Origin of the sequence: Serratia sp. BNK-23 (assembly GCF_047456145.1) — a bacterium.
Classification (GTDB): Bacteria; Pseudomonadota; Gammaproteobacteria; order Enterobacterales; family Enterobacteriaceae; genus Serratia; species Serratia nematodiphila.
The window spans coordinates 627,408-654,387 of sequence record NZ_CP179900.1 but is presented as its reverse complement, the minus strand read 5'-3'; the positions used below and the strand labels follow the sequence as shown (position 1 = coordinate 654,387).

At 60.9% G+C, this 26,980-nt stretch carries 30 protein-coding genes; 18 read left to right on the top strand and 12 right to left on the bottom strand.

Features of this window, described 5'->3' with window-relative positions:
- Positions 1 to 617: 617 nt before the first annotated feature.
- Positions 618 to 1,994 carry an amino acid permease gene (locus ACMGF9_RS03120; protein WP_088381920.1) on the top strand — a complete coding sequence of 459 codons (1,377 nt, stop codon included), beginning with the start codon at positions 618 to 620 and terminating at the stop codon, positions 1,992 to 1,994.
- A 64-nt stretch (positions 1,995 to 2,058) separates the two neighbouring features.
- Here the strand turns inward: ACMGF9_RS03120 and ACMGF9_RS03115 are convergent, their stop codons facing one another.
- Genes ACMGF9_RS03115 through ACMGF9_RS03105 form a run of 3 tightly spaced genes read right to left on the bottom strand, consistent with a single transcriptional unit; the run spans position 2,059 to position 6,631 of the window.
- The gene (locus ACMGF9_RS03115; protein WP_414160535.1) at positions 2,059 to 3,294 is read right to left on the bottom strand and encodes a c-type cytochrome; all 1,236 of its coding nucleotides are present in this window, start codon (positions 3,292 to 3,294) and stop codon (positions 2,059 to 2,061) included.
- Positions 3,291 to 3,845: a (2Fe-2S)-binding protein gene (locus tag ACMGF9_RS03110; protein ID WP_118891697.1), complete on the bottom strand. Its 555-nt coding sequence runs from the start codon at positions 3,843 to 3,845 to the stop codon at positions 3,291 to 3,293. Before ACMGF9_RS03110 ends, ACMGF9_RS03115 begins: the two co-directional genes overlap by 4 nt.
- The gene (locus ACMGF9_RS03105) at positions 3,842 to 6,631 is read right to left on the bottom strand and encodes a xanthine dehydrogenase family protein molybdopterin-binding subunit (RefSeq protein WP_015379039.1); all 2,790 of its coding nucleotides are present in this window, start codon (positions 6,629 to 6,631) and stop codon (positions 3,842 to 3,844) included. The genes ACMGF9_RS03110 and ACMGF9_RS03105 overlap by 4 nt, the downstream gene beginning before the upstream one ends.
- 208 nt (positions 6,632 to 6,839) lie before the next feature.
- Here ACMGF9_RS03105 and ACMGF9_RS03100 point away from each other — a divergent pair, with 208 nt between their 5' ends.
- Positions 6,840 to 7,424 (top strand): NTP transferase domain-containing protein, encoded by a 585-nt coding sequence (locus ACMGF9_RS03100; protein WP_004937476.1) that lies wholly within the window; start codon positions 6,840 to 6,842, stop codon positions 7,422 to 7,424.
- A gap of 8 nt (positions 7,425 to 7,432) precedes the next feature.
- Complete coding sequence (locus ACMGF9_RS03095; protein WP_076740985.1) at positions 7,433 to 8,485, top strand: XdhC family protein; 1,053 nt, start codon at positions 7,433 to 7,435, stop codon at positions 8,483 to 8,485.
- Here the strand turns inward: ACMGF9_RS03095 and ACMGF9_RS03090 are convergent.
- Both ACMGF9_RS03090 and fumA read right to left on the bottom strand, forming a co-directional pair.
- Positions 8,409 to 9,275 carry a helix-turn-helix domain-containing protein gene (locus tag ACMGF9_RS03090; protein WP_004937469.1) on the bottom strand — a complete coding sequence of 289 codons (867 nt, stop codon included), beginning with the start codon at positions 9,273 to 9,275 and terminating at the stop codon, positions 8,409 to 8,411. The two genes, ACMGF9_RS03095 and ACMGF9_RS03090, sit on opposite strands and share 77 nt — an antisense overlap.
- Before the next feature lie 153 nt (positions 9,276 to 9,428).
- Positions 9,429 to 11,075: a class I fumarate hydratase FumA gene (fumA, locus tag ACMGF9_RS03085; protein WP_004937467.1), complete on the bottom strand. Its 1,647-nt coding sequence runs from the start codon at positions 11,073 to 11,075 to the stop codon at positions 9,429 to 9,431.
- 349 nt (positions 11,076 to 11,424) lie between these two features.
- Between fumA and ACMGF9_RS03080 the strand changes: the two genes are divergently transcribed.
- The 6 genes from ACMGF9_RS03080 (at position 11,425) to ruvX (ending at position 15,627) form a co-directional block, all read left to right on the top strand.
- Complete coding sequence (locus ACMGF9_RS03080; protein WP_004937462.1) at positions 11,425 to 11,937, top strand: SprT family zinc-dependent metalloprotease; 513 nt, start codon at positions 11,425 to 11,427, stop codon at positions 11,935 to 11,937.
- Between the two features lie 101 nt (positions 11,938 to 12,038).
- Positions 12,039 to 12,734 (top strand): deoxyribonuclease I, encoded by a 696-nt coding sequence (gene endA, locus ACMGF9_RS03075; RefSeq protein WP_118891696.1) that lies wholly within the window; start codon positions 12,039 to 12,041, stop codon positions 12,732 to 12,734.
- A 69-nt stretch (positions 12,735 to 12,803) separates the two neighbouring features.
- On the top strand, positions 12,804 to 13,535 hold the full coding sequence (gene rsmE / locus ACMGF9_RS03070) for a 16S rRNA (uracil(1498)-N(3))-methyltransferase (protein WP_015379044.1): 732 nt from the start codon (positions 12,804 to 12,806) through the stop codon (positions 13,533 to 13,535).
- A gap of 10 nt (positions 13,536 to 13,545) precedes the next feature.
- A complete protein-coding gene (gshB, locus tag ACMGF9_RS03065) occupies positions 13,546 to 14,496 on the top strand; it encodes a glutathione synthase (RefSeq protein WP_021504752.1) in 951 nt (316 codons plus the stop codon).
- Positions 14,497 to 14,641: 145 nt separating this feature from the next.
- Positions 14,642 to 15,205 (top strand): YqgE/AlgH family protein, encoded by a 564-nt coding sequence (locus tag ACMGF9_RS03060; protein WP_004937452.1) that lies wholly within the window; start codon positions 14,642 to 14,644, stop codon positions 15,203 to 15,205.
- Positions 15,205 to 15,627, top strand: coding sequence for a Holliday junction resolvase RuvX (gene ruvX, locus ACMGF9_RS03055; RefSeq protein WP_015379046.1), 423 nt, complete (start codon positions 15,205 to 15,207; stop codon positions 15,625 to 15,627). The genes ACMGF9_RS03060 and ruvX overlap by 1 nt, the downstream gene beginning before the upstream one ends.
- On the opposite strand, the gene ACMGF9_RS03050 is transcribed toward ruvX, so the two are convergent.
- On the bottom strand, positions 15,624 to 16,646 hold the full coding sequence (locus tag ACMGF9_RS03050; protein WP_015379047.1) for a type IV pilus twitching motility protein PilT: 1,023 nt from the start codon (positions 16,644 to 16,646) through the stop codon (positions 15,624 to 15,626). The two genes, ruvX and ACMGF9_RS03050, sit on opposite strands and share 4 nt — an antisense overlap.
- 20 nt (positions 16,647 to 16,666) lie before the next feature.
- Here ACMGF9_RS03050 and ACMGF9_RS03045 point away from each other — a divergent pair, with 20 nt between their 5' ends.
- Genes ACMGF9_RS03045 through hemW form a run of 6 tightly spaced genes read left to right on the top strand, consistent with a single transcriptional unit; the run spans position 16,667 to position 20,835 of the window.
- Positions 16,667 to 17,374, top strand: a complete 708-nt coding sequence (locus ACMGF9_RS03045; protein WP_414160534.1) for a YggS family pyridoxal phosphate-dependent enzyme — start codon at positions 16,667 to 16,669, stop codon at positions 17,372 to 17,374.
- A 19-nt stretch (positions 17,375 to 17,393) separates the two neighbouring features.
- Entirely contained in the window at positions 17,394 to 18,215 is an 822-nt protein-coding gene (gene proC / locus ACMGF9_RS03040) for a pyrroline-5-carboxylate reductase (RefSeq protein ID WP_004937440.1), read from the top strand.
- A gap of 31 nt (positions 18,216 to 18,246) precedes the next feature.
- Positions 18,247 to 18,801: a YggT family protein gene (locus tag ACMGF9_RS03035; protein WP_049189057.1), complete on the top strand. Its 555-nt coding sequence runs from the start codon at positions 18,247 to 18,249 to the stop codon at positions 18,799 to 18,801.
- Complete coding sequence (yggU, locus tag ACMGF9_RS03030) at positions 18,798 to 19,088, top strand: DUF167 family protein YggU (protein WP_004948014.1); 291 nt, start codon at positions 18,798 to 18,800, stop codon at positions 19,086 to 19,088. The genes ACMGF9_RS03035 and yggU overlap by 4 nt, the downstream gene beginning before the upstream one ends.
- Before the next feature lie 18 nt (positions 19,089 to 19,106).
- Positions 19,107 to 19,700, top strand: a complete 594-nt coding sequence (locus ACMGF9_RS03025) for an XTP/dITP diphosphatase (RefSeq protein WP_004937429.1) — start codon at positions 19,107 to 19,109, stop codon at positions 19,698 to 19,700.
- Entirely contained in the window at positions 19,693 to 20,835 is a 1,143-nt protein-coding gene (gene hemW, locus ACMGF9_RS03020; RefSeq protein WP_049189058.1) for a radical SAM family heme chaperone HemW, read from the top strand. The genes ACMGF9_RS03025 and hemW overlap by 8 nt, the downstream gene beginning before the upstream one ends.
- A 36-nt stretch (positions 20,836 to 20,871) precedes the next feature.
- Here the strand turns inward: hemW and ACMGF9_RS03015 are convergent, their stop codons facing one another.
- The 6 genes from ACMGF9_RS03015 to trmB all read right to left on the bottom strand — a co-directional run bounded on the left by ACMGF9_RS03015 (position 20,872) and on the right by trmB (position 24,258).
- A complete protein-coding gene (locus ACMGF9_RS03015; protein ID WP_414160533.1) occupies positions 20,872 to 21,120 on the bottom strand; it encodes a DUF2442 domain-containing protein in 249 nt (82 codons plus the stop codon).
- Positions 21,104 to 21,346, bottom strand: coding sequence for a DUF4160 domain-containing protein (locus ACMGF9_RS03010; RefSeq protein WP_004937418.1), 243 nt, complete (start codon positions 21,344 to 21,346; stop codon positions 21,104 to 21,106). The genes ACMGF9_RS03015 and ACMGF9_RS03010 overlap by 17 nt, the downstream gene beginning before the upstream one ends.
- 94 nt (positions 21,347 to 21,440) lie before the next feature.
- Entirely contained in the window at positions 21,441 to 22,163 is a 723-nt protein-coding gene (locus ACMGF9_RS03005; RefSeq protein WP_015379052.1) for a DUF2884 domain-containing protein, read from the bottom strand.
- A 30-nt stretch (positions 22,164 to 22,193) separates the two neighbouring features.
- Positions 22,194 to 23,117, bottom strand: a complete 924-nt coding sequence (glsB, locus tag ACMGF9_RS03000) for a glutaminase B (RefSeq protein ID WP_004937414.1) — start codon at positions 23,115 to 23,117, stop codon at positions 22,194 to 22,196.
- Positions 23,118 to 23,212: 95 nt separating this feature from the next.
- Positions 23,213 to 23,539, bottom strand: coding sequence for a YggL family protein (locus tag ACMGF9_RS02995; RefSeq protein ID WP_004937412.1), 327 nt, complete (start codon positions 23,537 to 23,539; stop codon positions 23,213 to 23,215).
- Positions 23,539 to 24,258, bottom strand: coding sequence for a tRNA (guanosine(46)-N7)-methyltransferase TrmB (gene trmB / locus ACMGF9_RS02990; RefSeq protein ID WP_048325379.1), 720 nt, complete (start codon positions 24,256 to 24,258; stop codon positions 23,539 to 23,541). The genes ACMGF9_RS02995 and trmB overlap by 1 nt, the downstream gene beginning before the upstream one ends.
- Before the next feature lie 177 nt (positions 24,259 to 24,435).
- Here trmB and mutY point away from each other — a divergent pair, with 177 nt between their 5' ends.
- The 3 genes from mutY to mltC all read left to right on the top strand — a co-directional run bounded on the left by mutY (position 24,436) and on the right by mltC (position 26,945).
- Positions 24,436 to 25,536 carry an A/G-specific adenine glycosylase gene (gene mutY, locus ACMGF9_RS02985; RefSeq protein WP_414160532.1) on the top strand — a complete coding sequence of 367 codons (1,101 nt, stop codon included), beginning with the start codon at positions 24,436 to 24,438 and terminating at the stop codon, positions 25,534 to 25,536.
- Positions 25,533 to 25,805: an oxidative damage protection protein gene (locus ACMGF9_RS02980; protein WP_004937404.1), complete on the top strand. Its 273-nt coding sequence runs from the start codon at positions 25,533 to 25,535 to the stop codon at positions 25,803 to 25,805. Before mutY ends, ACMGF9_RS02980 begins: the two co-directional genes overlap by 4 nt.
- 63 nt (positions 25,806 to 25,868) lie before the next feature.
- Entirely contained in the window at positions 25,869 to 26,945 is a 1,077-nt protein-coding gene (mltC, locus tag ACMGF9_RS02975; RefSeq protein WP_033632087.1) for a membrane-bound lytic murein transglycosylase MltC, read from the top strand.
- The last annotated feature ends 35 nt before the right edge of the window (positions 26,946 to 26,980 follow it).

Genomic DNA, 26,980 nt, shown 5'->3' with positions numbered 1-26,980 from the left:
CTGCGAATGGCGCGGAGTCAATTGGTAATACCAATTTCAAAAACGTGACGGTAAAGTAACAAAGTATTCACCTCCTGTCCATACGGGCCTTGATCGAAATCAGGTTACCCGCACATTTTAACACCCCGCTGAAAACCCCGCTGCAAACCGGTAACGCCGTGATGGTATTACCATTTACGCGGCGGGTTGGGGATTTAACTTTTACCAAACCTTACGCAAGGCAGAGTGCAAACTTTTTGCCCGAGTTTTATTGCATGGTTATTACGCTTTAATGAATGGCTATTTGGCGAGCAGCGCAACGGCGGTTCGTTCATTATTTGAACGCAGCCCACCGTTCAGATCTACGTTATTTTTGCGCATTATGTGATTTGTTGCTTATTTCATGCACTGAATCCCCCCTGCCGTCACACAACCCGCATTTTGTTTCCTAAACTGCTGCAATCTTAATCACTCACACGACAAAGCAGGTGCAAACCGACGCGCATAACATTATTCTCTGCCAAACGGTAGCGGCGCCGTGGAATTAATAGCTATAACGCCGTAAATAAAACAAAACACACATCGTAACCACTGCTTTACAGGCAGGTGGGCATTCACAACGACAGAGGGTTAGATTGATGGATGGTCAACAGCATGGTGACCAGCTGAAGCGCGGCCTGAAAAACCGCCATATTCAGCTCATCGCCTTAGGTGGCGCAATCGGCACCGGGTTATTTCTCGGTATCGCTCAAACAATAAAAATGGCCGGCCCGTCAGTGCTTCTCGGCTACGCCATCGGCGGCTTCATCGCGTTTCTGATCATGCGCCAGCTGGGGGAAATGGTGGTGGAAGAGCCGGTCGCCGGCTCCTTCAGCCACTTCGCCTACAAATACTGGGGCAACTTCGCCGGCTTCGCCTCCGGCTGGAACTACTGGGTGCTGTATGTCCTGGTGGCGATGGCGGAGCTGACCGCGGTCGGCATCTACGTGCAGTACTGGTGGCCGGAGATCCCCACCTGGGTTTCCGCCGCGGTATTCTTCCTGGCGATCAACGCCATCAACCTGGCCAACGTCAAAGTTTACGGCGAGATGGAGTTCTGGTTCGCCATCATCAAAGTGGTGGCGATTATCGGCATGATCGTGTTCGGCGCCTACCTGCTGTTCAGCGGCATGGGCGGCCCGGAAGCCACCGTCACCAACCTGTGGGCGCAGGGCGGGTTCTTCCCGAACGGCGTCATGGGCCTGGTGATGGCGATGGCGGTGATCATGTTCTCCTTCGGCGGCCTCGAGCTGGTCGGCATCACCGCCGCCGAAGCCGACAACCCGCAAAAAAGCATTCCGAAAGCCACCAATCAGGTGATCTACCGCATCCTGATCTTCTATATCGGTTCACTGGCCATTCTGCTGTCGCTGTACCCGTGGGGCAAAGTGGTCGAAGGCGGCAGCCCGTTCGTGCTGATCTTCCACGCGCTGAACAGCAACCTGGTGGCGACCGTGCTGAACATCGTGGTGCTCACCGCCGCGCTGTCGGTCTACAACAGCTGCGTCTACTGCAACAGCCGCATGCTGTACGGCCTGGCGCAGCAGGGCAACGGCCCGAAAAGCCTGCTGAAGGTCGACGGCCGCGGCGTGCCGGTGGTGGCCATCGGCATTTCCGCCCTCGCCACCGCGCTGTGCGTGCTGATTAACTACCTGATCCCGGGCCGCGCCTTCGAACTGCTGATGGCGCTGGTGGTGTCGGCGCTGGTGATCAACTGGGCGATGATCAGCCTGGCGCACCTGAAATTCCGCGCCGCCAAAAACCGCGAAGGCGTGGTGCCGAAGTTCAAAGCGTTCTGGTACCCGTTCAGCAACTACCTGTGCCTGCTGTTCATGACCGGTATCCTGGTGATCATGTACCTGACGCCGGGCATTCAAATCTCGGTGCTGCTGATCCCGGTATGGGTGGCGATCCTGGCCGTCGGTTACGCCATCAAACAGCGCAGCCAACGCGTCGACGGCGTCACCAGCCGTTGAATCCCGCGACCGCGCAATAAAATGGCCCGCAGATGCGGGCCATTTTTTTTTGCCTGAACGCCGCTTACTTGCGCAGCGCTTTCACCTGCTCGGCGGTGATGTCCGCCGGCAAACCGCCCCAGGTCACCCGCAGGTAATTTACCAGTTCCGCCACGTCGGCATCGCTCAAACGCTCGCCGAAGCCCGGCATGCTCTGCATGCTTTCACCGTTCGGGAACTGCTGGGCCGGCAGGCCGTCCAGCACCGACACGATCAGGTTCTTGCCGTCCGCCTGGCGCAGCGTGGCGTTATCGCGCATCGCCGGCGCGACGTGCGGTTTGCCCTCGCCTTCACGTGCATGGCAGCCGGCGCACTGATCCAGATAGACCATACGCCCGGCATCGCTGCCCTGCCCCATTTTCACCGGCACTGCCGCCGGCGGCTGCTCGCCCATCAGATACAGCGCCAGCGCCTGATGGTCTTCCGGCGTCAAATAACGGGTGCTGAGATCCACCACCATATGCATCTCGCTGAAGGCCGAACCCTGCGGCGCAAGACCGGTGCTGAGGAAGCGGCTGACGTCCTGCGGCGTCCAGCCGCGCTGCGCCAGACCGTGCGGCGTAATGTCCGGCGCCATGAAGCGGCCGAGATCGCCGCCCTGCATCGGCTTGCCGAGATCCATCTGCCCCAGCGCACCGCGCGGCGTGTGACATTCGCCACAGTGGCCCAGCACATCGGCCAGATAGCGGCCGCGCTGCCATTGCGGTGAGCTGCCCTGCGAGCTGGCCGGCAGCGGAGCCTGGCTGCGGAACAGCAGGTTCCAGCCGATCAGCGCCATGCGCTGGTTGAACGGGAACGGCATCTCGTTGGCCGGAATGGCCACGTCCACCGCCGGGCGCGTCATCAGGTAAGCGTAGATGTCGTCGGCGTCCTGACGCGACATGCCCTTATACGAGGTGTAAGGCATCGCCGGGTACAGGTGCCGCCCGCCCGGCGCCACTCCCTGCGTCAGCGCCAGGAAGAAGTCGTCCTTGCTCCAGCGCCCGATGCCGTGGTCGGCCGACGGCGTCAGGTTGCTGCCGTAAATCGTGCCGAACGGCGTTTCCAACGGATAGCCGCCGGCCAACGGCGCCCCGCCGCTGGCGGTATGGCAGGCGGCACAGTCGGCGGCCTGCGCCAGATAGCGGCCGCGGGCGATCTGTTCGGCGCCGGCGGTCACCTGCTGCACCGGGCCGTCGTAACGGCGGTTTTCCCGCCACCACAGCAGCGCGATCACCACGATCGCCACCAGCACAATCAACACTGCGAGACGTTTTTTCATTGCGCCGTCTCCTTCAGCAGGCCCGGCGTTTTCAGCACCACGTCGCGCACCGCTTCGTAATAGCGCACGTAGCCGGTGCAGCGGCAGATGTGGCTGTCCAGCGCCTGCTCGATGGCGTTCTCCAGCTGATCGCGGGCGATCGGCTCACGCTTGAGCTTTTCCACGAAAATGGTGGCGGCGTTGACGAAGCCCGGCGTGCAGTAGCCGCACTGGAAGCTGTAGTGCTCCAGAAACGCCTGCTGGATCGGCGACAGCTCAACCACCTCCCCCTGTTCGTCCACCCTGGCGTGGCCTTCGACGGTGCGCACTTTCTTGCCGTTGAAGAAATGCGCGCCGGTGATGCAGGTGCGCACCTCTTCGCTGGTGCCGCTCGGGTGATCGACAATCGCCACGCAGGCATGGCAAATGCCCTGCCCGCAGCCGAGGCGCGAACCGGTCAAATCGAGATACTCGTGCAGGAAATCGATCATCATCAAGCCTTCCGGCACCTCGATCGGGCCGTACGGTTTCTCGTTGATGGTCAGGGAAATCGGCTGGGTTTTAATGCTCATTGTAATACCTCACGAATATTTTCTGCACGAACGGGCAAATCACGGAAACGGTGACCGGTGGCGTCGGCAATGGCGTTGACCAGTGCGGCCACGATCGGGATCATCACCACCTCCGCCATGCCTTTCGGCGGATCGGTTTCCGACAGCGCCGGCAGGATGTCGCCGCTCTGTTTCCACACCGCCACGTCGCTGGCGCGCGGCAGGTGGTAACGGTTGAAGTTCCAGGTGCCGTTGCCCGGGCCGTCTTCGTACAGCGGTAAATATTCGTGCAGCGCATGGCCGATGCCCATCGCCAGCCCGCCCTGCAGCTGGCCGGAAACCAGTTCCGGCACGATCAGGTTGCCGCACTCCATGATCGAATGGTGATTCAACAACTCCACCTGGCCGGTGGCGATATCCACCGCCACTTCCGCCAGCGTGCCGACGGCGCTGTAGTAGGTCACTGCCGCATTGTTGCGCTGGGTCGGCGGGTAGTAGACCTGCCCGCGCGCCAGCGGCTTGAATTCACCGTTGGCATTGCGCAGCGCCATGCCGTCGATCGGCAGGCGCTCGCTTTTGCCGTTCAACGTGAAATCGGCCTCCGCCCACTGCCAGCGGTTGAAGACGTGCACCGCCGCGCCGGTGACGCCGCCCATCTGATAAGCCGTCTTGGCCAGCAGCTCGAGGCTCAGCACCGACATGCCCGCCGCCGTCAGGCCGCCTTCGACCCAACGCGCATCTTCGCGCCGCACCACCAGCGGCGCCGCCTGGCCGCCGCCGATGCCGGCCTGCCACAGCGCCATCGCCGCCGGCCACAGGCCGTGATCGAAGATCAGGCGCGCCGCTTCGCGGGTGCTGTGCGAGAAGTAATAGGCCGAGTTGCTGGCGCTCGACGGCGAACAGTAGCTCGGCGTCCAGTTGGGGTTGGTTTGCAGCTTATCCTGCTCTTCCTGCGACATCAGGTAAGGATCGCCGCTGGTGACCATCGGCAATACCGACCAGTCGGTGACCGAGAAGTGGGCTTCGTCGGCCGGTTTGCCCAGCCACTGCGCGCACAATACCGACTGCGAGGTCGACATGCCGGTGCCCATCTCCGCGCCGCTGTGATGCAGCGTGATGCGGCCGTCTTCGCTCAGCTCCACCCGGGCGAACGAGGTTTCCGCCCCGGTGCCGAAATCTTTCTGCACGCAGCCGAAGCCGACGCCATAGCGCTTGCCGGGATGGCGGCTCTCAAACTCGGCCTTGCGTTCGGCGCGCTTGAGCCACATCTCGTGCTTCGCCGCCTTCTCCAGCACTTCATCAGCGCGGATCGCACCGGCCGGGATCGCCCCCTGGGTGTTTTTCATGCCGGATTTCAGCACGTTGCGCAGGCGAAACTCGATCGGGTCGATCTTCAGCTCGGCGGCCAGCTCATCCACCATCATCTCGGTGGCGGCCATGCTCTGTAGCGTGCCGTAACCGCGCGCCGAGCCGGCATCGATGGCGCGTGAGGCCAGCCCGACCGACGACAGATCGCTTTTCGGGAAGTAGTAAATCGACTGGGCGGCGGTCGCGCCGACCATCACCACCGAAGGGGTAAAGTTGCTGCGGCCGCCGCCGTCCGCGGTCATGTCACCGAGGAACGACTGCATGACGCCGGTTTGCTTATTCACCGCGATGCGGTAGTTCATGTCGAACGCATGGCGCTTCAGCGCCGTCTGGAACTGCTCGAAGCGGTCATTGGCCAGGCGCACCGGGTGGCCGTCGCCGTACATCGCCGCCACCGCGCCGTAATACGGGAAGTTATAGTGATCTTTCGAGCCGTAGCCCACGGTGTAGCACGGGTGCAGGATCAGCTGTTTCACCGGCGGATTGCGCTTGGCCAGCATGCGCGGCATCTCGTCGGCCACTTCCTGCGGCGACTGAGTCGGCACCACCAGATGCAGGGTTTGCGTCTGCGCGTCAAACCAGCCGTTGGCGTTGTCCGGCTCCAGCGCCGAGGTGTCGATCGACTGCGTGGTGTAGCGGCGCGACATTACCAGCCAGTCGGCCGGCGGATTCGCCAACTCGTCGGCGATCAGGCCCGCATAGCGCATGCCTTCCTGATCCAGCTTGCCGCCCTCGCGCCCTTCCGGCCACACCGGCAGATGTTTTTTCATCGATACCGGGAAGATCGGCGTGTCCTTCAGGCTGGAGAAGCGATCGTCGTCGAACGGCTGTTCTCCCCCCACCCGCACGTAACGGAAACTGCCCCAGGGATCGCGCTCCAGCGGGCCGGTGACCGCGCCGTATTTGATGGTTTCCTCACGGAATTTCAGCTTGTCCTTGGCGAAGCGGAAACGGGCGAAGTCGTGATAGATCAGGATCGCCACCGCCTGGCCGAGATAGGCAGGGGTTTTGCCGTTCGGCAGCAGCATGTCGTCACCGTAGAACGCCGGAAAGGCCAGGCCATCGCGCGCCAGATCTTCCGCCGTCACCAGGCGATCGGGCTGCAGATCGTCCCCCAGCAGCGACAGATCGACCCCCTCGAACAGCCGGTCGGCTTTGGTCACGCGCAGAATGAAGGCGTGCGCCTGTTTCTGCGGCCAGTGCGGCATGTCCACCGCGCGGATATCGCGTGCGAACACCTTCTGCCCCATGACCTTGGCGCGGCCGTCGATACGGAAACGCACGCGCTTGGCCTGCGGATCCCAGTTGGGTGACTGGAGGATTTTTTGCTCGAACAGCGCGGCGTAGGCGCGGCTGTACAGGGGGGCGAGGTACACGGAGACCCCCGCAATCACGGCGCTTTTGATAAAGCGGCGCCGCGACGGGTTGAAATTGCTCATAAGTAAGTCCTTCACGTCTTTCTTGTAATTGGTTTTTGTTCGCGGTGTTGTTGCGCAAACGCTGACGACCTTGCCGTAGACGTCATAAGCATATGCTTATAACTAAAATTATGTGATGATTAACAGGCTGTTTTCAACAAAAAAACATTTACAAAACACAGGTAGTTTGTAGGCTAATAAATAATTTGCGCAAACGCGGACTTCAACCATGACCACGGGCATTGTCATTACCGCCGCCGGACGCGGAGAGCGCTTTATTCAGGCCGGCGGCCAGGGCAACAAATTGAACGCCGGGTTTGCCGATGCGGCGGGCGAGCGGCGTTCGCTGTTCGAGCACACCCTATGCCAGGCGCTGGCCTCCGGCCTGCCGGTACAGGTGGTGACCCGGCCGGATAATCTGCCGGTACTGGCAGCCTGCGCCGCCAACCAGGTGCCGGTCACCCTGCTCGCCAGCGCGGGCCTCGGCGACTCGATCGCAGCAGGCGTTGCGGCCACGCCGCACTGGCAGGGCTGGCTGATCCACCTGGCCGATATGCCATTCGTCGGCGCCGACGTTTTCCGACAGGTGGCGGATGCCTTACGGCAGCACCCGATCGTGCGCCCCTGTTATGCGCAACAGCCCGGTCACCCGGTCGGCTTTTCCGCCCGATTGCGCAAACCACTTTGCCAACTGCGCGGCGATAATGGCGCGCGTGAACTGCTGCAAGGCGCGGCAGTCCACCTGCTGCCGCTTGAGCACCCCGGCGTCGTGCGGGATATTGATCTTCCATCGCAACTCCCGGCCAGCGAGTAAATTCACCTATGCAACATCTTGATGTCACCGTGGTCAGCCAGGCGATAAGCTGGCTGCAACAACAGCCGGTTTGGTTATGCACCGTGCTCAGCACCTATGGCTCTTCGCCGCGCTCGCCGGGCGCGTTGATGGCGGCGACCCGCGACGGCCGCTACAGCGGCTCATTGTCGGGCGGGTGCGTGGAGGAGGACTTTCTGCGGCGCGTGGCCGCCGGGGAGTATCAGGCGGCCAGCCAGGTGATTCGTTACGGCGAAGGCGGCATGACGCCCAACGTGGCGCTGCCGTGCGGCGGCGTGCTGGACGTGCTGATCGAGTATCTGCCGGCGGGAGAAGCCAGCGTCGCTTACCTGCAGCGCATCGCCGGCGCGCTGGAAGGGCATCATGCGTTGCTCAAACGCCTGACGCTGCCCAACGCCTGCCACAGCCTCGAGCAAAGCCACTTCACCAGCGCCACTCAGGTCGAACGCCGGCTCGAGCAGATCACCCTGCACATCGCGGCCGCGCCGCGCCTGCTGATCGCCGGGCTGTCCAGCGTGGCGCTGTACTGCGCCGATTTCGCCGTGGCGCTGGGGTTTGAGGTGCTGGTGTGCGAGAACCGCCCGGAGGCGCTGGACAACTTCGCCGCCGAGCTGAAGCCCGGCGTGACGCTGCTGCGCCAGTTTCCGGCCAAGTTCATCGAAGAGGGGGGCTGCCACGCCAATACCGCCGTCGTGGCGCTGACCCACGATCCGCGTATGGACGATCTGACGCTGATGGAAGCGATCCACACCCCGGCGTTTTATATCGGCGCCATGGGCTCGCTCAGAAACAGCGCGCGCCGGCGCCAGCGGTTGCAGCAGATTGCCGAATTCACGCCGCAGGAGTTGGAACGCATTCATGCGCCGATCGGCCTGCCGCTCGGCAGCAAAACCCCGGCGGAAATCGCCCTGGCGGTGATGGCGGCGATCGTGCAGCAAAAAAACCGGCTGCCGGCCGCCGACGGGATCAGTGCAGCGGCACCACCGGCACCAGATGCTGCAGCTCCAGGTGCAACTCCTCTTTCCCGCTCAGCGAATAGCTGAACACCGTCATGTCCGGCCCGTCACCGCGGGCCAGCCCCATTTCGGGCAGCACCTGCGTGTAGATTTGAATGATGTGATCATTGAGCGCCACCGGCTTGCCGGAATAGCGAAAACGGCAAAACTCGCCGTGGATCTCCGGCAGCGGCTCCAGCGCCACGCCTTCACGCAGCGGGTAGTCCGCCGTCACGCCCAGGGTATAGTCGACCCTGACCCGCTCGCCGTCCGGCACCAGTTGGGTAAACGAATAGGTTTGCGCCGGACGCTCGCCCAACAAAGTGTAGAACTGCGCCCGCAGCGCGCTGCGCTGCGGCAGATGCGACTTATCCAACTTTTCGATATCCAGGTGATAAGCGTACTGTTTGCCGTGAAAGGCGTATTGCCCTCTGGCGATGCTGACGCGTTCGACCTGAATATCGCCAGGCTGGCTGGCCGCCAGCGAACGCACCAGATTGCTGAAGTCCTGTTTGCGGGCATGACGATACACGCTGGGCGATTCGGCGAAGTGTTTCTTGAAACAGCGCGAGAACGTCTGCTGGTTATCGAATTGATACTCGACCGAAATATCGAGGATGCTCTTCTGCGTGAAACGCAAGGCGAAGGCGGCGATGTAGAGGCGGCGAGCGCGAATGTAGGAAGCTAACGATAATCCGGTCTGCTTCTTGAACATGCGCTGCAGGTACCATTTCGTATAGCCTGACTTGGCGGAAACGATATCCAACGACAGCGGATTGGTCAGGTTATCTTCAATCCAGACCAGCAGTTCCCTGATATGATTTTCCTGCGTTCCCATGTGCTTGCTGAAACCTTCTGTTGCCGATATTCCATTAGTCGAATTTTAGTGCTATCCACGTAGGGTATACAGGTTAAAACTCGGCGTCCAGCAAGCTACAGGACTTTACACAACCCCCTCCACCGCCCGCGGGCGGTGGAGGGGGAGAGGCGATTATTTCAGGCAGCTGGAACACTGACCGGCCTGGATCTTCTGGAAGAAGTCATTGCCTTTGTCATCCACCAGGATAAACGCCGGGAAATCTTCCACTTCGATTTTCCAGATCGCTTCCATGCCCAGCTCAGGGTACTCCACGCACTCCAGGCTCTTGATGCTCTGCTGCGCCAGCACCGCCGCCGGGCCGCCGATGCTGCCGAGGTAGAAGCCGCCGTGCTTGTGGCAGGCATCCGTCACCTGCTGGCTGCGGTTGCCTTTCGCCAGCATGATCATGCTGCCGCCGTGGGATTGCAGCAGGTCGACGTAGGAATCCATACGCCCGGCGGTGGTCGGCCCCAAGGAACCGGACGCATAGCCTTCCGGCGTTTTAGCCGGGCCGGCGTAGTAGATCGGGTGATCCTTGACGTACTGCGGCAGGCCTTCACCGCGATCCAGGCGCTCTTTCAGCTTGGCGTGCGCGATATCGCGGCCAACGATGATGGTGCCGCTCAGCGACAGGCGGGTGGAAACCGGATACTGCGACAGCTGTTTGAGGATCTCGGCCATCGGGCGGTTGAGATCGACCTTGATCGCCTCGCCCTCCCCGGCCTGGCGCAGCTCCTGAGGAATGAATTTACCCGGATTGTGCTCCAGTTTTTCCAGCCAGATGCCGTCGCGGTTGATCTTGCCTTTGATGTTGCGGTCCGCCGAGCAGGAGACGCCCATGCCAACCGGGCAGGAGGCGCCGTGGCGCGGCAGGCGCACGACGCGGATATCATGTGCGAAGTATTTGCCGCCGAACTGTGCGCCCAGCCCCAGGTTTTGCGCTTCTTGCAGCAGTTCCGCTTCGAGTTCCAGATCGCGGAATGCCTGGCCATGCTCGTTACCTTCCGTCGGCAGGCCATCGTAATACTTGGTCGAGGCCAGTTTGACGGTTTTCAGCGTCGCTTCCGCCGAGGTGCCGCCGATGACGAACGCCACATGGTACGGCGGGCAAGCCGCGGTGCCCAGAGTACGCATCTTGTCGACCAGGTAGTTTTTCAGCTTGCCCGGCGACAGCAGCGCCTTGGTTTCCTGATACAGATAGGTTTTGTTGGCGGAGCCGCCGCCCTTGGCGATGCACAGGAATTTGTACTCTTCGCCGTCCACGCTGTAGAGATCGATCTGCGCCGGCAGGTTGCTGCCGGTATTGACCTCTTTGTACATATCCAGCGCGGCGTTCTGCGAATAGCGCAGGTTCTCTTCGATGTAGGTGTTATAAACCCCGCGCGACAGCGCCTCTTCATCGCCGCCGCCGGTCCAGACGCGCTGGCCCTTTTTGCCGACGATGATCGCCGTGCCGGTGTCCTGGCAGGTCGGTAAAATACCCTTGGCGGCGATTTCTGAGTTACGCAGAAATTGCAGCGCAACGTACTTGTCGTTTTCGCTGGCGTCCGGATCTTTGAGGATATCGGCCACCTGCTGTTGGTGCGCCGGGCGCAGCATGAACGAGGCGTCGTGGAACGCATGCTGGGCAAGCAGGGTTAACGCTTCAGGGGCAACTTTCAGAATTTCCTGGCCTTCAAATTCGCTCACGGAAACATGGTCGCGGCTCAGCAGGTAATATTCGGTATCGTCTTTCTTCAGCGGGAACGGATCTTGATAGTGGAACGGTTTATTCGACATTGATCTCTCACTTGCAACATCAGCTGCGTTAAATTCACACTTGCGGCGCGCGACACGGCGCCTTGTCAAAAAACTGCCTCCACCTTACGTATTTTTAATCAGTCAGTTATTGCGCCAAATCGCAAAATAACCGCTCTTTGCGTAAGGAATTACCACAGGCGGCGTTTCAACCTTGCTCGGTGAGAACTGCGGGTACAGGCTCATCATGCACGCTTTATTATCCCGCAGTTAACACATTGATTACAATCCATCGGCAGCGATCGTCTTATCAATGTGGTGAAAAAGCGCCGGATGCGATTTGCACCGGGGCATATTGTCAGCCGCCGCGCCATTGCTTAAGCTAGCCGCAATGAACAAACCGAGAATCCCCATCGCGCTGCAACAAGCGGTGATGCGCTGCCTGCGAGAAAAGCTGCAGTTGGCCCGCCAGCATTTTGCCGTCGAATTCCCCGAACCCAGCATCGTCTATCAGCAACGCGGCACCAGCGCGGGCACCGCCTGGCTGCAAAGCTGGGAAATCCGTCTGAACCCGGTGCTGCTGCTGGAAAACCAACAGCCGTTTATCGATGAAGTGGTGCCGCACGAACTGGCGCACCTGCTGGTGTTTCGCCAATTCGGCCGGGTAGCGCCGCACGGCCGCGAATGGCGCTGGATGATGGAAAGCGTGCTGCTGACGCCCGCCAGCCGCACTCATCGTTTCGAAACCGCCTCGGTGCAAAGCAAAACCTTCCCCTACCGCTGCGGCTGCGGGCAGCACCAGCTCACCATTCGCCGCCATAACCGCGTGCTGCGCGGCGAAAGCGAATACCGCTGCCGCCGGTGCGGCGAAAAACTGAAATTTCTTGCTAGCGAGAACCTTTAGTTAAACGATTTATACGTTAAAACAAGTAAATATCGCCATTTGCCACTGCCGACAAGTTCCGTTACCCTGCCTGCTTTTCCAATTTTGAGCTGTTTTGGAATATGCTTCGCAGAATTTTGTTTATGGCGGTTTTCGCCGCAGGCGCCGCACAGGCGCACGGCATCAATAACTTCTCTCAGGCCAAGACGGCGGCGGCCAAGATTAACCAGGATGCGCCGGGCAGTTTTTACTGTGGCTGCCGCATCGAGTGGCAAGGCAAGAAGGGCATTCCCGATCTCGCCGGCTGCGGCTATCAGGTGCGTAAAAACGCCCAACGCGCGCAACGTATCGAGTGGGAACACGTGGTGCCGGCCTGGCAGTTCGGCCACCAGCTGCAGTGCTGGCAAGACGGCGGGCGCAAAAACTGCAACAAAGACGCCACCTATCGCCAGATAGAAACCGATCTGCACAACCTGCAGCCGGCGATCGGCGAAGTGAACGGCGACCGCAACAACTTCATGTACAACCAATGGAACGGCGGCGCAGGCCAGTACGGGCAATGCCCAATGAAGGTGGACTTCAAGAATAAACAGGCGGAGCCGCCCGCCCGCGCCCGCGGCGCCATTGCCCGAACCTACTTCTACATGCGCGATCGCTACCAGCTGCGGCTGTCACGCCAGCAAACCCAGCTGTTCGAGGTGTGGAACCGGCAATATCCGGTGAGCCAATGGGAATGTCAGCGCGAAGCACGTATCGCCAAGGTGCAGGGCAACCACAACCCCTATATTCAACAGGCTTGTCAGCAGCGGAAAAGCTAACCTACTATAGCCTTTATCTTTCATGGTGCCGCCAACCTGCGGCGCCGTTTCGTCAGGATCAGACTACCCATGCGCATACCCCGCATTTACCATCCGCAGCCGTTGACCGACCGGGCGGAGATCGCCCTCAGCGAGGACGCCGCCAACCACGTCGGGCGCGTGCTGCGCATGAGCGCCGGCCAGGCGCTGCAGTTGTTCGATGGCAGCAACCAGGTGTTCGACGCCGAAATAATCCGGGTGGACAAAAAGAGCGTGCTGGTGCGCCTTGGCGACGGCCGCGTGGATGACATCGAATCGCCGCTCAACCTGCATCTGGGCCAGGTGATCTCGCGCGGCGAGAAGATGGAGTTCACCATCCAGAAATCCATCGAGCTGGGCGTCAACGTCATCACCCCGCTGTTTTCCGAGCGCTGCGGCGTGAAGTTGGACGGCGAGCGTCTGGCGAAGAAAATCCAGCAATGGCAAAAGATCGCCATCGCCGCCTGCGAACAGTGCGGCCGCAACCGCATTCCCGAAATCCGCGAGGCGATGTCGCTGGAGGCCTGGTGCGCCGAGCAGGACGGCAGCCTGAAACTCAACCTGCACCCGCGCGCCAGCCACAGCATCAACACGCTGCCGCAGCCGGTGGATCGCGTTCGCCTGCTGATAGGCCCGGAAGGCGGTTTGTCCGCCGACGAAATCGCCATGACCACCGACCACGGATTTACTGATATTCTGCTGGGACCACGCGTTCTGCGTACCGAAACCACAGCGCTCACCGCCATTACCGCTCTGCAGGTTCGCTTCGGCGACCTGGGTTAAAGGAGAAAAGATGATTAAGCTCGGCATCGTGATGGACCCTATCGATTCCATCAACATCAAGAAAGACACCAGCTTCGCCATGCTGCTCGAAGCGCAGCGCCGCGGTTACGAATTGCACTACATGGAGATGAACGATCTCTATCTGCATGCCGGCGACGGGCGCGCACACACCCGCCTGCTGAGCGTGAAGGAAGACAAGGAGAGCTGGTTCAGCTTCGGCGCCGAGCAGGATCTGGCGCTGCACGAGCTGGACGTGATCCTGATGCGCAAAGATCCGCCGTTCGATACCGAATACATCTACGCGACCTACATTCTGGAACGCGCCGAAGTTAAAGGCACGCTGGTGGTCAACAAGCCGCAAAGCCTGCGCGACTGCAACGAGAAGCTGTTCACCGCCTGGTTCCCGGAGCTGACGCCGGATACGCTGGTCAGCCGCAGCGCCGCGCACATCCGCAAATTCCACCAGCAGCACGGCGACATCATCCTGAAGCCGCTGGACGGTATGGGCGGCGCGTCGATCTTCCGCGTGAAGCAGGACGATCCTAACCTGTCGGTGATCATCGAAACCCTGACCGAACACGGCAGCCGTTTCTGCATGGCGCAGAACTTCCTGCCGGCGATCAAGGACGGCGACAAGCGCATCCTGGTGGTGGACGGCGAGCCGGTGCCTTACTGCCTGGCGCGCATTCCTGCGCAGGGCGAGACCCGCGGCAACCTGGCGGCCGGCGGCCGCGGCGAAGCGCGCCCGCTGAGCGAGAGCGACTGGAAAATCGCCCGCACCGTCGCCCCGACGCTGAAAGAGAAAGGGCTGATCTTCGTCGGCCTGGACGTGATCGGCGATCGCCTGACTGAAATCAACGTCACCAGCCCGACCTGCGCGCGCGAGATCGAGGCGGCATTCCCGATTTCGATTACCGGCATGCTGATGGACGCGATTGAAAAGCGCCTGGCGGCGAAGTAATGCGCAATGCGGGCGGCATGCCGCCCGCTGTTCTGCATCGCGCCCGCCAAAGCTCGCCTTTGCGCGCGCCTTGAAAGGCGGCGGGTATAGCCGCATACTGGCGGCTGTTTATTTTCTCACCCATTGATTACCTTATACTAACGCCATGAATTTACAGCACCATTTTCTGATCGCCATGCCAACGCTGCAGGATCCTCGCTTCAAACGCTCGGTGATTTACATTTGCGAGCACAATGAAGAAGGCGCCATGGGTTTGGTGATCAATAAACCGGTGGAGCAGTTCACGGTAGCCACGGTGCTGAGCAAGCTGAAGATCATGCCGCCTGCGCGCGATCCGGCCATCAGCCTGGACAAGCCGGTGTTCGCCGGCGGCCCCCTGGCGGACGATCGCGGATTTATCCTGCATACGCCGCGCCACGGCTTTGGCGCCAGCATTCAAATTTCCCCCAACACCATGATCACCACCTCGAAAGACGTGCTGGAAACGCTCGGCACGCCGGAGCAACCGGACGACGTGCTGGTGGCGCTGGGTTATGCGGGTTGGGAAAAGGGCCAGTTGGAGCAGGAAGTATTGGAAAACGCCTGGCTGACCATCGAAGCCAACACCGACATTTTGTTCCGCACGCCGATCGCCAGCCGCTGGCGCGAGGCGGGGAACCTTTTGGGTATCGACATTCGCAGCATCGCCAACCACGCAGGACACGCCTGATGAGTAACCGCACCATTATCGCCTTCGACTTTGGCACCAAAAGCATCGGCGCGGCCGTTGGCCAGGAGTTGACCGGCAGCGCCCGCGCCCTGCCGGCTTTCAAAGCGCAGGACGGTTCGCCGGACTGGCTGAAAATCGAAAAACTGCTGAAGGAGTGGCAGCCGGATTTGGTGGTGGTCGGCCTGCCGCTGAACATGGACGGCACCGAACAGCCCGTTACCGCCCAGGCGCGCAAGTTCGCCAACCGCCTGCACGGTCGCTTCGGCATCCAGATCGATCTGCATGACGAGCGCCTGAGCACCGTGGAGGCGCGCGCCAACCTGTTCGATCGCGGCGGCTTCCGCGCCCTTGATAAAGGCAGCGTGGATTCCGCCTCCGCGGTGGTTATCCTCGAAAGCTGGTTCGAACGGCAGCTGGGTTAACCCCTCGTTCCCTCCCCCGCGCACTCCCCCAACACGCCGGCGTCGATCCGCTGCTGCAAACCCTGCTCAAAGGTTTGCATGCCGGACTGCGCGCCGGTTTGCAACACGCTCGCCAACTGATGGGTTTTCCCTTCGCGGATCAGGTTGCTGACCGCCGCCGTCGCCGTCAGCACTTCAAAGATCGCCACGCGTCCGCCGCCGGGGCGCCTCATCAGCTTTTGCGCGATCACCGCTTGCAGGCTGCCCGCCAGCTGGGCGCGCACATAGGGTTTCTCTTCCGCCGGAAACACATCCACCAGCCGTTCCACCGCCTGCGGCGCGCTGCGGGTATGCAGCGTCGCCAGCACCAGGTGGCCGGTCTCCGCCGCAGTGAGCGCCAGCCGGATGGTGGCGGTATCGCGCAGCTCGCCCAGCAGGATCACATCCGGATCTTCGCGCAGCGCGGCGCGCAACGCCGCATCGAAGCTGTGGCTGTCGCGGCCGATCTCCCGCTGCTGGATCAGCGATCGCCGGCTGCGGTGCAGGAATTCGATCGGATCCTCCAGCGTCAAAACGTGCCGCGGCTGGTGCCGGTTGATCTCGTCGATCATCGCCGCCAGCGTGGTGGACTTGCCGCTGCCGGTGGCGCCGGTGACCAGGATCAATCCGTCGGCGCGCCGCAGCAGCGCCGGGACGATGGCCGGCGCCGCCAGCTCGGCAAGCGAAGGCGACTGCCCGGCGATACGCCGCAACGCGAGAGAAATTCCCGCGCTTTGCTGAAAAACGTTGGCCCGCAGCCGTTCCCCGCTCGGCCTGTGCAGCGCCAGATCGACCTGCCCCAGCCGCCGCAGGCTCTCGCGCTGCTGCGCATTCAGCAATCCGTCGCAGAGCGCTTGCACGCCTTGCGCCGTCAGCGTTGGCGCCGCCGCCAGCGGCTGCAGTTCACCGTCGATGCGCAACATCGGCGGATGACCGGCACAAAGGTGCAGATCGGAAGCATTATGCTTTACACTAAGGGCCACGAATTCATCGATATCCATATCACTCTCCCGGGTCAATAATGAGCACTATCCAACAGAACCTGCAGGATGTCAGAAACCGCATTGCGGCCGCCGCGCGAAATTGCGCGCGTGCGCCAGAAGAAGTTGCCCTGCTTGCCGTCAGCAAAACCAAACCTGTGGCGGCGATCGAAGAAGCCATCGCCGCCGGCCAGCGCGCCTTCGGCGAGAACTACGTGCAGGAAGGGGTAGACAAGATCCGGCATTTCGCCGAGTCGCCGCAAAGCGGCGAGTTGGTGTGGCACTTTATCGGCCCGCTGCAATCCAATAAGAGTCGGCTGGTGGCGGAACACTTCGCCTGGTGCCATACCGTGGATCGGCTGCGCATCGCCCAGCGCTTGAGCGATCAGCGCCCGGCCGACATGCCGCCGCTCAACGTGCTGATTCAAATCAACATCAGCGACGAGCAAAGCAAATCCGGCATCGCGTTGGCCGAGCTGCCGGCGTTGGCCGAAGCGATCGCCGCGCTGCCGAACCTGACGCTGCGCGGCCTGATGGCTATTCCGGCGCCGGAAGAGGATTATCAGCGGCAGCTGGCGGTATTCAGCCGGATGAACGACGCATTTCTCGCCCTGCGTCAGCGTTATCCGCAGACCGATACGCTGTCGATGGGCATGACGGACGATATGGCGGCGGCGATCGCCGCCGGCAGCACCCTGGTGCGCATCGGCACCGCAATTTTTGGCGCCCGCGACTACTCGCAGGCCTGACACACAGACGAGGGATTTGATGCAACATCGCAAGATTACCTTTATCGGCGCCGGCAACATGGCGCGTGCAATCATCGCCGGCCTGGTGGCGGGCGGCTATCCAGCCAAATCCATCAGCGTCTGCGCCCCTTCGCCGAAAAACCGTGATGCGCTGGCTGCAGACTACGGCATCGTCAGCAGCGGCGACAACGTCGCCTGCGCGCGTGAAGCCGAAGTGGTGGTGCTGGCGGTCAAACCGCAGATGATGGCCGACGTGTGTCAGCCGCTGCGCGAACAGGTCGACTTCAGCGGCAAGCTGGTGCTGTCGATCGCAGCCGGTATTCAGGTCAGCCGTTTCTATCAGCTGCTCGGCGACAAGCTGGACATCGTGCGCATCATGCCCAACACTCCGTCGCTGGTCGGCAAAGGCATGAGCGGGCTGTACGCGCCGGCGCAGGTCAGCCAGCGGGATCGCGATTACACCGGCGATTTAATGGCGTCGGTCGGTAAAGTTTGCTGGGTCGATGACGAAAATGGCATCAACGGCGTGATCGCCGCCGCGGGCAGCGCCCCGGCCTATTTCTTCCTGTTTATGGAAGCGATGCAAAAAGAGGCCGAGCGCATGGGCTTCGACAGCCAGACCGCGCGCGATCTGGTACAACAGGCCGCTTCCGGCGCCGCCGCGCTGGTTGAAGCCAACCCGGATACGCCGCTGGGCACGCTGCGCGAGCAGGTGACCTCCAAAGGCGGCACCACCGCCGAAGCGCTGCGGGTGTTCAACGAACGCCAACTGCCGGAAACCGTGGCGCAAGCGATGCAGGCCGCCGTTTCCCGTGCCCAAGAGATGGAAAAATTATTTTAAATAACCGCGAGTTAAGGAGAAGGACCACTTCATGCTAACGCTGACTTTCCTGGTCAAGACCGTTATTGATCTGTACGTGATGGTGCTGTTGCTGCGCATTTGGATGCAGTGGGCGCGCACCGATTTTTACAACCCGTTCTCACAGTTTGTGGTGAAGATCACCCAGCCGGTGGTCAGCCCACTGCGCCGCATCATCCCGTCACTGGGGCCCATCGACAGCGCTTCGCTGCTGCTGGCGTTCCTGCTGATGACCATCAAGTACCCGCTGCTGCTGCTGATTCAGGGCGGCGCGATGTCGCTCAGCCCGTATAACCTGCTGTTCGGCCTGATCTCGCTGGTGAAGTCCGCCGGCTACCTGATCTTCTGGGTGATGATCATTCGTGCGCTGATGAGCTGGGTAAGCCAGGGCCGCAGCCCGATCGACTACGTGATGTACCAACTGACCGAACCCTTGATGGCGCCGATCCGTCGCATCATCCCGGCGATGGGCGGCATCGACTTTTCCGCCATGGTGGTGATCCTGATCCTCTATCTGATCAACTACCTGGGCATGGATCTGTTCGGTGAGATCTGGTTCCTGCTGTGAGTGCAGTCACTCCGGTGCTGGACGGGCTGGCGATCAGGCTATATATTCAGCCGAAAGCCAGCCGCGACCAAATTATCGGCTTGCATGGCGACGAACTGAAAGTCGCCATCACCGCCCCGCCGGTCGACGGCCAAGCCAACGCCCATTTGATCAAGTTTATCGCCAAGCAGTTCAAAGTGGCGAAAAGCAACGTCACCATCGAGAAAGGCGAACTGGGGCGGCATAAACAGTTACGCATCGTGAATCCGCAACAGATCCCCGCCGTGGTCGCGGCGCTCATCGAATAATTTTCAAGGTAGTCATTTATGCAAAAAGTCGTTCTTGCCACCGGTAACCCGGGCAAAGTGCGCGAACTCGCCGACCTGTTGGCCGATTTCGGCCTGGACGTGGTCGCACAAACCGATCTGGGCGTGGAGTCCGCCGAAGAGACCGGCCTGACGTTTATCGAAAACGCCATTCTGAAAGCGCGCCATGCGGCACAGGTCACCGGCCTGCCGGCGATCGCCGACGACTCCGGCCTGGCAGTGGACGCGCTGGGCGGCGCGCCGGGCATCTACTCCGCGCGCTATGCCGGTGAAGATGCCGACGATCGGCAGAACCTCGACAAGCTGCTGGCGGCGATGAAAGACGTAGCGCCGGGCCGGCGCGGCGCGCAATTCCATTGCGTGCTGGTCTATCTGCGCCATGCGGCAGACCCGACGCCGCTGGTGTTCCACGGCAGTTGGGCCGGCGAAATCACCGAGCAGGCCGCCGGTGAAGGCGGCTTCGGTTACGATCCTGTCTTCTACGTGCCGGAGCTGGGCCGCACCGCCGCCGAGCTGAGCCGCGACGAGAAGCGGGCGATTTCGCACCGCGGCAAGGCGCTGAAGCTGATGTTGGAAGCCATGCGCAATGCTTAAGCTGCCCCCGCTGAGTCTCTACATCCATATCCCGTGGTGCGTGCAGAAATGCCCGTACTGCGACTTCAACTCCCATGCCCTGAAGGGTGACGTGCCGCATCAGGAGTATGTCGATCATCTGTTAGCGGATCTGGATGCCGATCTGCCGCTGGCCGGCGGCCGGGAAATCAGCACTATCTTTATCGGCGGCGGCACCCCCAGCCTGCTGAGCGCCGAGGCGATGCAGGCCTTGCTGGACGGCGTGCGGGCGCGCATTCGCGTCGCCGACGACGCCGAAATCACCATGGAAGCCAATCCCGGCACCGTGGAGGCCGATCGCTTCAGCGGCTACCAGCGCGCCGGCGTCAACCGCATCTCCATCGGGGTGCAAAGCTTCAGCGCCGAGAAGCTGAACCGTCTGGGGCGCATCCACGGCCCGGAAGAAGCCAAACGCGCGGCGACGCTGGCGACCGATCTTGGCCTGCGCAGCTTCAACCTCGATCTGATGCACGGCCTGCCGGATCAGTCGCTGGAAGAGGCGCTGGACGATCTGCGCCAGGCTATCGCCCTCAATCCGCCGCATCTGTCGTGGTATCAGCTGACCATCGAACCGAACACCCTGTTCAGCTCACGCCCGCCGGTTTTGCCGGACGACGACGCGCTGTGGGACATCTTCGAACGCGGCCACCAGTTGCTGAGCGCCGCCGGATACCAGCAGTATGAAACCTCGGCCTACGCCAAATCAGGCTACCAATGCCAGCACAACCTCAACTACTGGCGCTTCGGCGACTATCTGGGGATCGGCTGCGGCGCGCACGGCAAGGTGACCTTCAGCGACGGACGCATCCTGCGCACCGCCAAAACCAAGCACCCGCGCGGCTTTATGCGCGGCGACTACATGGACAAGCAGCATGAGGTGGTGGCGGCGGATCGGCCGTTCGAGTTCTTCATGAACCGCTTCCGCTTGCTGGAAGCCGCGCCGCGCGCCGACTTCGTCAACTACACCGGGCTGGCGGAAAGCGTCATTCGCTCGCAGTTGGACGAGGCGCTGGCCAAAGGCTATCTGGAAGAAACCGCGGAGTACTGGCAGATCACCGAGAAGGGCAAACTGTTCCTCAACTCGCTGCTGGAACTGTTCCTGGCGGACGACGAGTAAAAAAAAGCGCTGAATAATCAGCGCTTTTTTTCATGTTCAGGCGGTATTATGAGGGCGATGCGTCACGTCGCCACGCCCCTTCAGCAATCCCTCAACGGAAACATCCTCGTCCAACGCATCCCAATGGATGCCGCGAGCGCTGAGTTCATACTCTGCCCGCTGTTCTTGCGTCGCATTCAACAAACGCGGAAACCAGGCCAGTGGCACGCCAATAATTCGGGCGTCGCTCAGTTCGACCCACATCGTCGCATCGTCAAAGCTGACGCGTTTAGCCGAAATACTCATGCCAAGCCTCCAAAAACAATGCCTGATAGGTATCAACCAGACCCGCCAGCTCTTTTAGCGTTCTGGCGTTAAAGCCGTCATTGCGCGCCAACTGCACGCCAGGAACCAACCAGAATTTCGCTTCAGCCTCAGCGTCTCTGATATGAACATGCGGCGGCTCAAGCGGGTCACCCTCATTGGAATAAAAAAAGAACCTGTAGCCTTTATAACGGAATATCACTGGCATCAATGCAAAATCCTTTTGCCGATTGATTATAGTTTAGCCAGTTTGTCAGATAGCCGTCGTGAGGTCAAAAACGCACGGCGGCTACGCCTATCCGTTACTTCAACGCCTTCAGCAGATCCTTGCGCTGGGTTTCCAGTGCGGTGACGCGGTTGCACACATCATGGCCGAAGTTCTGGAAGTCCTGCTCCTGGTTGTTCCATTCGTTCTGGATCGCCTTCTGCAAGCCGCCCAGGTTGCCCATGATCGCCTGCAGCGGGTTACCGCCGCTGTTGGCGGCCTGTTTGACGCCCATCTCGTTCAGGCTGTCCTGCAGCACGCCACCCATGCTCTGCTGCACGATGTTGCGGCCGTCCTGTTCCACCTGGTCGATCGCCTTGTGGTGGAAGGTCAGGCCGTCGCTGCGGTGCTCGATGATGCGGTTCATCTGCTGTTTCAGCTGGCCGTTTAGGGTGGTCAGCCGGTTGCGCACGTTGCTGTTGCTGCCCAGCTCTTTGACGATCACTTTATCCAGCGCTGCGCGGGCTTTCTCCAGGTGTTTCTGCGCGCCGTCGTCGATCCACGGCAGTTGCTTGCGCAAGGCGCTCTGGTAACTGAAGGCTTTCTGCCGCTGGCTGTCGTTCAGGCTCAGCGCCTGGCCGTTGCGGATCACGTCGCCATCCGGCGAGATTTGCAGGTCGCCGCTGGCGCCTTTCACCTGCACGCTCTGCGGGCTGATGATCACATCGTCCTGGGGTTTAACGCTGCATTGGTACTCGGCGTGGGCCTGCGCGGCAGTCGCCGCCAGCAGCAGTAAGGCTAACCCGGTTTTCTTCAACATAGCTTCTCCTGACTCCCATCCAGACTGGGATTAAAAAATCGAACGACCGATACGTTGAGACAACAATTCCAGCGCCGCAGTTCCCGCCAGCGAGTTGCCGGAAGCATCCAGCTCCGGCGACCAGACGACGATCGACAGCTCGTCCGGCACGATGGCCACGATGCCGCCGCCCACGCCGGACTTGCCCGGCATTCCCACCCGATAGGCGAATTCGCCGGCGCCGTCGTACATGCCGCTAGTCATCATCAGGGCGTTGATCTGCCGAGCCTGCAGCGGGCTGATCACCGCCTCGCCGCTGAGATCGCGGCCGTGATTGGCCAGATAGACGAAGCTGCGCGCCAGCTCCACGCAGCTCATGCGCAGCGCGCAGTAATGGAAATAGGTTTGCAGCACGGTGATCACGTCGTTCTCGAAGTTGCCGAACGACTTCATCAGATAGGCGATGGCCGCATTGCGATCGGAGTGTTCGAATTCGGAACGCGCCACCCGCAGGTCATAGGCCAGGTCGTCTTCGCCGGCCAGCTGACGCACCACCTCCAGCATGCGCTGTTTGGGGGCGCTGAGCCGGGTTTGCAGCATGTCGCACACCACCAGCGCGCCGGGGTTGATAAACGGATTGCGCGGTTTGCCCTGCTCCATCTCCAGCTGCAGCAGCGAATTGAACGGCAGGCCGGAAGGCTCTTTGCCCACGCGCCGCCAGATCTCAGGCTCCTGATAGCGCGTCAGCGCCAGCGTCAGGCTCAGCACTTTGGAGATCGACTGGATGGAGAAGCGCTCCGCGGCGTCGCCGGCCTGGAACAGTTCACCGTCCACCGTACACACGGCGATCGCCAACCGATCGGCGGGCACTTCTGCCAACGCCGGGATGTAGTCGGCCACTTTCCCCTGGCCAATCAGCGGGCGCACCTGTTGCAGGATCTCCTCCAGCAACGCGTTATCCAATGTAGTTACCACCTCGGTCACACTCCGGGCAAAACAAAGGCGCCGTTAAGGCACCTTAGATCAATAAAACGGCGCGGCGCGAAGCCGCGCTCATCGGGCAAGCGCGATCAATCCCACCAGATATCGAACAGATCGCTGACCTTAACGTCGGTCAGTTTGCGCGCTTCCAGCCAGTTTTTCACCAGTTCGCGATGCTCGTCGGTGCAGTGACCGATCTTCTGCAGGCAGATCAGACCTTCCCACTGCAGGTAGCCGCTGCCGTCAAACGCCAGGCCGTTCGGCTCGATCACTTCATCGATGAAGGTATCCAGCGTGCTGTCGATGTCTTCCACCGACGTGCCTTCGGCAAAACGCCAGGCTACGGAGAAACCCAGCTCCTGAAATTCTTCAATGTGCAACTTTTTACGTAAACGACGACTGCGGTTCTTAGCCATTATTCTTTCCTCTCAAACATCAAGTCCCAAACGCCATGTCCCAGGCGCTGGCCGCGTAATTCAAATTTCGTCAGCGGGCGCGAATCCGGACGCGGCACGTAATCATTATCGCTGGAAAGATTACGGTAGCCTGCGACCCCGTTCATAACCTCTAACATATGTTCCGCATAAGGTTGCCAATCGGTAGCCATGTGGAAGACGCCGCCGGTCTTCAGCTTGCGCAGCACCAGTTCGACAAACGGCGTTTGCACGATGCGGCGCTTGTTGTGGCGCGCCTTGTGCCACGGATCGGGGAAGAACAGCTGCACCATGTCCAGCGAGCCGTCCGGGATCATGTTTTCCAGCACTTCAACCGCATCGTGGCACATCACGCGCAGGTTGCTCAGCTTCGCCTCGTGGGCGTCGGCCAGGCAGGCGCCCACGCCCGGCGAGTGCACTTCGATCCCTAAAAAGTTCTGCTGCGGATTGTTGCCCGCCATGGTCACCAGCGAGGCGCCCATGCCAAAACCGATCTCCAGCACCGTCGGCGCTTCGCGGCCGAACAGCGCGGAGAGATCGACAGCGTCAGCCTGATACTCCACGCCCATCACCGGCCAATAGTTCTCCAGCGCGTGCTGCTGGCCTTTGGTCAGCCGCCCCTGGCGGCGGACAAAACTGCGGATACGGCGCATCGCGCGGCCGTTCTCATCAAATTCCGGGGAGATGACGTCATTAATCATAGTGCTTTCTGTCTGTTTGGCTGCCAATTAGGGAAACGCGCATTATGCAAAGATACATTGGTTTAGCAAGTGTTCATCTTCTGTACCCGCCGTGCGGCGTCGGAAAGTTCCGGTTTACAGCATCATGACTCTATGCTGCAATCTCGCTTCATTTTCTGCCGGATAACGACGCTGCTCATGATGCAAGCACAACAATTCGCACAGGTGGTGCTTGACTGGTACCAACGCTACGGTCGCAAGACCCTGCCGTGGCAGCTGGAGAAAACCGCCTATCAAGTATGGCTCTCCGAGGTGATGTTGCAACAGACTCAGGTTGCCACCGTCATTCCTTATTTTCAGCGCTTTATGGCCCGTTTTCCCAACGTGCGCGCGCTGGCGGAGGCTCCGCTGGACGAAGTGCTGCATCTGTGGACCGGCCTCGGCTATTACGCCCGCGCCCACAACCTGCACAAGGCGGCGCAGACCATTGTCGCACAGCACGGCGGCGAGTTCCCGACAACCTTCGCAGAAATCGCCGATTTACCGGGCGTCGGCCGCTCCACCGCCGGCGCGGTGCTGTCGTTGGCGCTGGGCCAACACTATCCGATCCTCGACGGCAACGTGAAGCGCGTGCTGGCTCGCTGCTACGCGGTGGAAGGCTGGCCGGGCAAGAAAGAAGTCGAAAATCGGCTGTGGAAAATCAGCGAAGAGGTCACCCCGGCGCAGGGCGTCGGCCAGTTCAACCAGGCGATGATGGATCTGGGCGCCATGGTCTGCACCCGCTCCAAGCCCAAGTGTGAACTCTGCCCGCTCAACGTCGGCTGCCTGTCTTACGCCAATCACAGCTGGGCCAACTACCCCGGTAAGAAGCCCAAGCAGACCCTGCCGGAAAAAACCGCCTACTTCTTATTGCTGCAGCACGGCGACCGCGTGTGGCTGGAGCAGCGCCCGGCGGTGGGCCTGTGGGGCGGCCTGTTCTGCTTCCCACAGTTCAGCGCGCGCGTGGATGTGGAACTCTGGCTGCAGCAGCGCGGTCTGAAAGGCAAGCGCCTGGAACAGCTGACCGCGTTTCGCCACACGTTCAGCCATTTCCATCTCGATATCGTGCCGATGTGGCTGTCGCTCGACGCGGCGGGCAGCGGCATGGATGAGGGCGCGGGTCTCTGGTATAACTTAGCGCAGCCGCCGTCGGTCGGGCTGGCAGCGCCGGTGGATCGCCTGTTGCAACAGCTGGCGAAGCAGCCCCCGATCCAACAAAACTTATATGGCGATAGCGCCATCGACGAGGAATTAGCATGAGCCGCACCATTTTTTGTACTTTCCTGCAGCGCGACGCCGAGGGCCAGGACTTCCAGCTTTATCCCGGCGATGTCGGCAAGCGCATCTACAACGAGATCTCCAAGGAAGCCTGGGGCGAGTGGATGAAGAAGCAGACCATGCTGATCAACGAGAAGAAGCTGAACATGATGAACGTGGATGATCGCAAACTGCTGGAAGAGGAAATGATCAAGTTCCTGTTCGAAGGGCACGACGTGCACATCGAAGGCTATACGCCGCCGAGCGAATAACGCTGTTGGGGCCAGGCGCTGGCCCGCTTCAATCCTCTTATACTTCTTCCAAACGGCTTTAAGATGAAGAAAATTTTAGCTTTGCTCGTAATAGCGCCTTTGCTGATCTCCTGTTCCGGCAAAAAAAGTGAAGAAATCAACGAAGCCTGGATCAAAGACACCAACGGCTTCGACATTCTGATGGGGCAATTCGCTCACAACATCGAGAACATCTGGGGTCTGAACGAAGTTCTGATCGCCGGGCCGAAAGACTACGTCAAATATACCGACCAATACCAAACCCGCAGCCACATCAACTTCGACACCGGTGCCATCACCATCGAAACCATCGCCACCACCGATCCGGCCGCGCACCTGCGCCAGGCGATCATCAGCACGCTGCTGATGGGTGACGATCCGAGTTCCATCGATCTCTATTCCGACGCCAACGATATCCAGATCAGCAAAGAGCCGTTCCTGTACGGCCAGGTGCTGGATAACAAAGGCGCGCCGATCCGCTGGGAATGGCGCGCGGCGCACTTCGCCGATTACCTGCTGCAGACCAAGCTGCAAAAACGCACCTCCGGCCTGCACGTCATCTACTCGGTCACCATCCAACTGGTGCCGAACCACCTGGACAAACGTGCGCACAAATATCTGCCGATGGTGCGCAAGGCGTCGGAAAAATACGGCGTGGACGAATCGCTGATCCTGGCGATCATGCAGACCGAATCGAGCTTCAACCCGTATGCGGTGAGCGGTTCGGACGCGCTGGGCCTGATGCAGGTGGTGCAGCACACCGCCGGTAAGGATGTGTTCCAGATGCGCGGCAAATGGGGCACCCCGAGCCGCAGCTACCTGTTCGATCCAGAGAACAACATCGATACCGGCACCGCCTACCTGGCGATCCTGCAGAACAACTACCTGGGCGGCATTCAGAACCCGACCTCGCGCCGCTATGCGGTGATCACCGCCTACAACGGCGGCGCCGGCAGCGTGCTGCGGGTGTTCTCCAGCGACAGGACGCGCGCGGTGGGCATCATCAACGGCATGCAGCCGGGCGACGTGTACCAAACGCTGACCACCAAACACCCGGCCGCCGAGTCGCGCCGCTATCTGGTGAAAGTGAATACCGCACAGAAGAGCTACCGCAGAAAGTAGCGCTTCCCGCGTGGAAATGAGAAGGGCCGGTGCGA

Coding starts and splice junctions, on each gene's coding strand:
- ACMGF9_RS03120 (WP_088381920.1), top strand. CDS start 618: ATGGATGGTCAACAGCATGGTGACCAGCTGAAGCGCGGCCTGAAAAAC.
- ACMGF9_RS03115 (WP_414160535.1), bottom strand. CDS start 3,294: ATGAAAAAACGTCTCGCAGTGTTGATTGTGCTGGTGGCGATCGTGGTG.
- ACMGF9_RS03110 (WP_118891697.1), bottom strand. CDS start 3,845: ATGAGCATTAAAACCCAGCCGATTTCCCTGACCATCAACGAGAAACCG.
- ACMGF9_RS03105 (WP_015379039.1), bottom strand. CDS start 6,631: ATGAGCAATTTCAACCCGTCGCGGCGCCGCTTTATCAAAAGCGCCGTG.
- ACMGF9_RS03100 (WP_004937476.1), top strand. CDS start 6,840: ATGACCACGGGCATTGTCATTACCGCCGCCGGACGCGGAGAGCGCTTT.
- ACMGF9_RS03095 (WP_076740985.1), top strand. CDS start 7,433: ATGCAACATCTTGATGTCACCGTGGTCAGCCAGGCGATAAGCTGGCTG.
- ACMGF9_RS03090 (WP_004937469.1), bottom strand. CDS start 9,275: ATGGGAACGCAGGAAAATCATATCAGGGAACTGCTGGTCTGGATTGAA.
- fumA (WP_004937467.1), bottom strand. CDS start 11,075: ATGTCGAATAAACCGTTCCACTATCAAGATCCGTTCCCGCTGAAGAAA.
- ACMGF9_RS03080 (WP_004937462.1), top strand. CDS start 11,425: ATGAACAAACCGAGAATCCCCATCGCGCTGCAACAAGCGGTGATGCGC.
- endA (WP_118891696.1), top strand. CDS start 12,039: ATGCTTCGCAGAATTTTGTTTATGGCGGTTTTCGCCGCAGGCGCCGCA.
- rsmE (WP_015379044.1), top strand. CDS start 12,804: ATGCGCATACCCCGCATTTACCATCCGCAGCCGTTGACCGACCGGGCG.
- gshB (WP_021504752.1), top strand. CDS start 13,546: ATGATTAAGCTCGGCATCGTGATGGACCCTATCGATTCCATCAACATC.
- ACMGF9_RS03060 (WP_004937452.1), top strand. CDS start 14,642: ATGAATTTACAGCACCATTTTCTGATCGCCATGCCAACGCTGCAGGAT.
- ruvX (WP_015379046.1), top strand. CDS start 15,205: ATGAGTAACCGCACCATTATCGCCTTCGACTTTGGCACCAAAAGCATC.
- ACMGF9_RS03050 (WP_015379047.1), bottom strand. CDS start 16,646: ATGGATATCGATGAATTCGTGGCCCTTAGTGTAAAGCATAATGCTTCC.
- ACMGF9_RS03045 (WP_414160534.1), top strand. CDS start 16,667: ATGAGCACTATCCAACAGAACCTGCAGGATGTCAGAAACCGCATTGCG.
- proC (WP_004937440.1), top strand. CDS start 17,394: ATGCAACATCGCAAGATTACCTTTATCGGCGCCGGCAACATGGCGCGT.
- ACMGF9_RS03035 (WP_049189057.1), top strand. CDS start 18,247: ATGCTAACGCTGACTTTCCTGGTCAAGACCGTTATTGATCTGTACGTG.
- ACMGF9_RS03025 (WP_004937429.1), top strand. CDS start 19,107: ATGCAAAAAGTCGTTCTTGCCACCGGTAACCCGGGCAAAGTGCGCGAA.
- hemW (WP_049189058.1), top strand. CDS start 19,693: ATGCTTAAGCTGCCCCCGCTGAGTCTCTACATCCATATCCCGTGGTGC.
- ACMGF9_RS03015 (WP_414160533.1), bottom strand. CDS start 21,120: ATGAGTATTTCGGCTAAACGCGTCAGCTTTGACGATGCGACGATGTGG.
- ACMGF9_RS03010 (WP_004937418.1), bottom strand. CDS start 21,346: ATGCCAGTGATATTCCGTTATAAAGGCTACAGGTTCTTTTTTTATTCC.
- ACMGF9_RS03005 (WP_015379052.1), bottom strand. CDS start 22,163: ATGTTGAAGAAAACCGGGTTAGCCTTACTGCTGCTGGCGGCGACTGCC.
- ACMGF9_RS02995 (WP_004937412.1), bottom strand. CDS start 23,539: ATGGCTAAGAACCGCAGTCGTCGTTTACGTAAAAAGTTGCACATTGAA.
- trmB (WP_048325379.1), bottom strand. CDS start 24,258: ATGATTAATGACGTCATCTCCCCGGAATTTGATGAGAACGGCCGCGCG.
- mutY (WP_414160532.1), top strand. CDS start 24,436: ATGATGCAAGCACAACAATTCGCACAGGTGGTGCTTGACTGGTACCAA.
- ACMGF9_RS02980 (WP_004937404.1), top strand. CDS start 25,533: ATGAGCCGCACCATTTTTTGTACTTTCCTGCAGCGCGACGCCGAGGGC.
- mltC (WP_033632087.1), top strand. CDS start 25,869: ATGAAGAAAATTTTAGCTTTGCTCGTAATAGCGCCTTTGCTGATCTCC.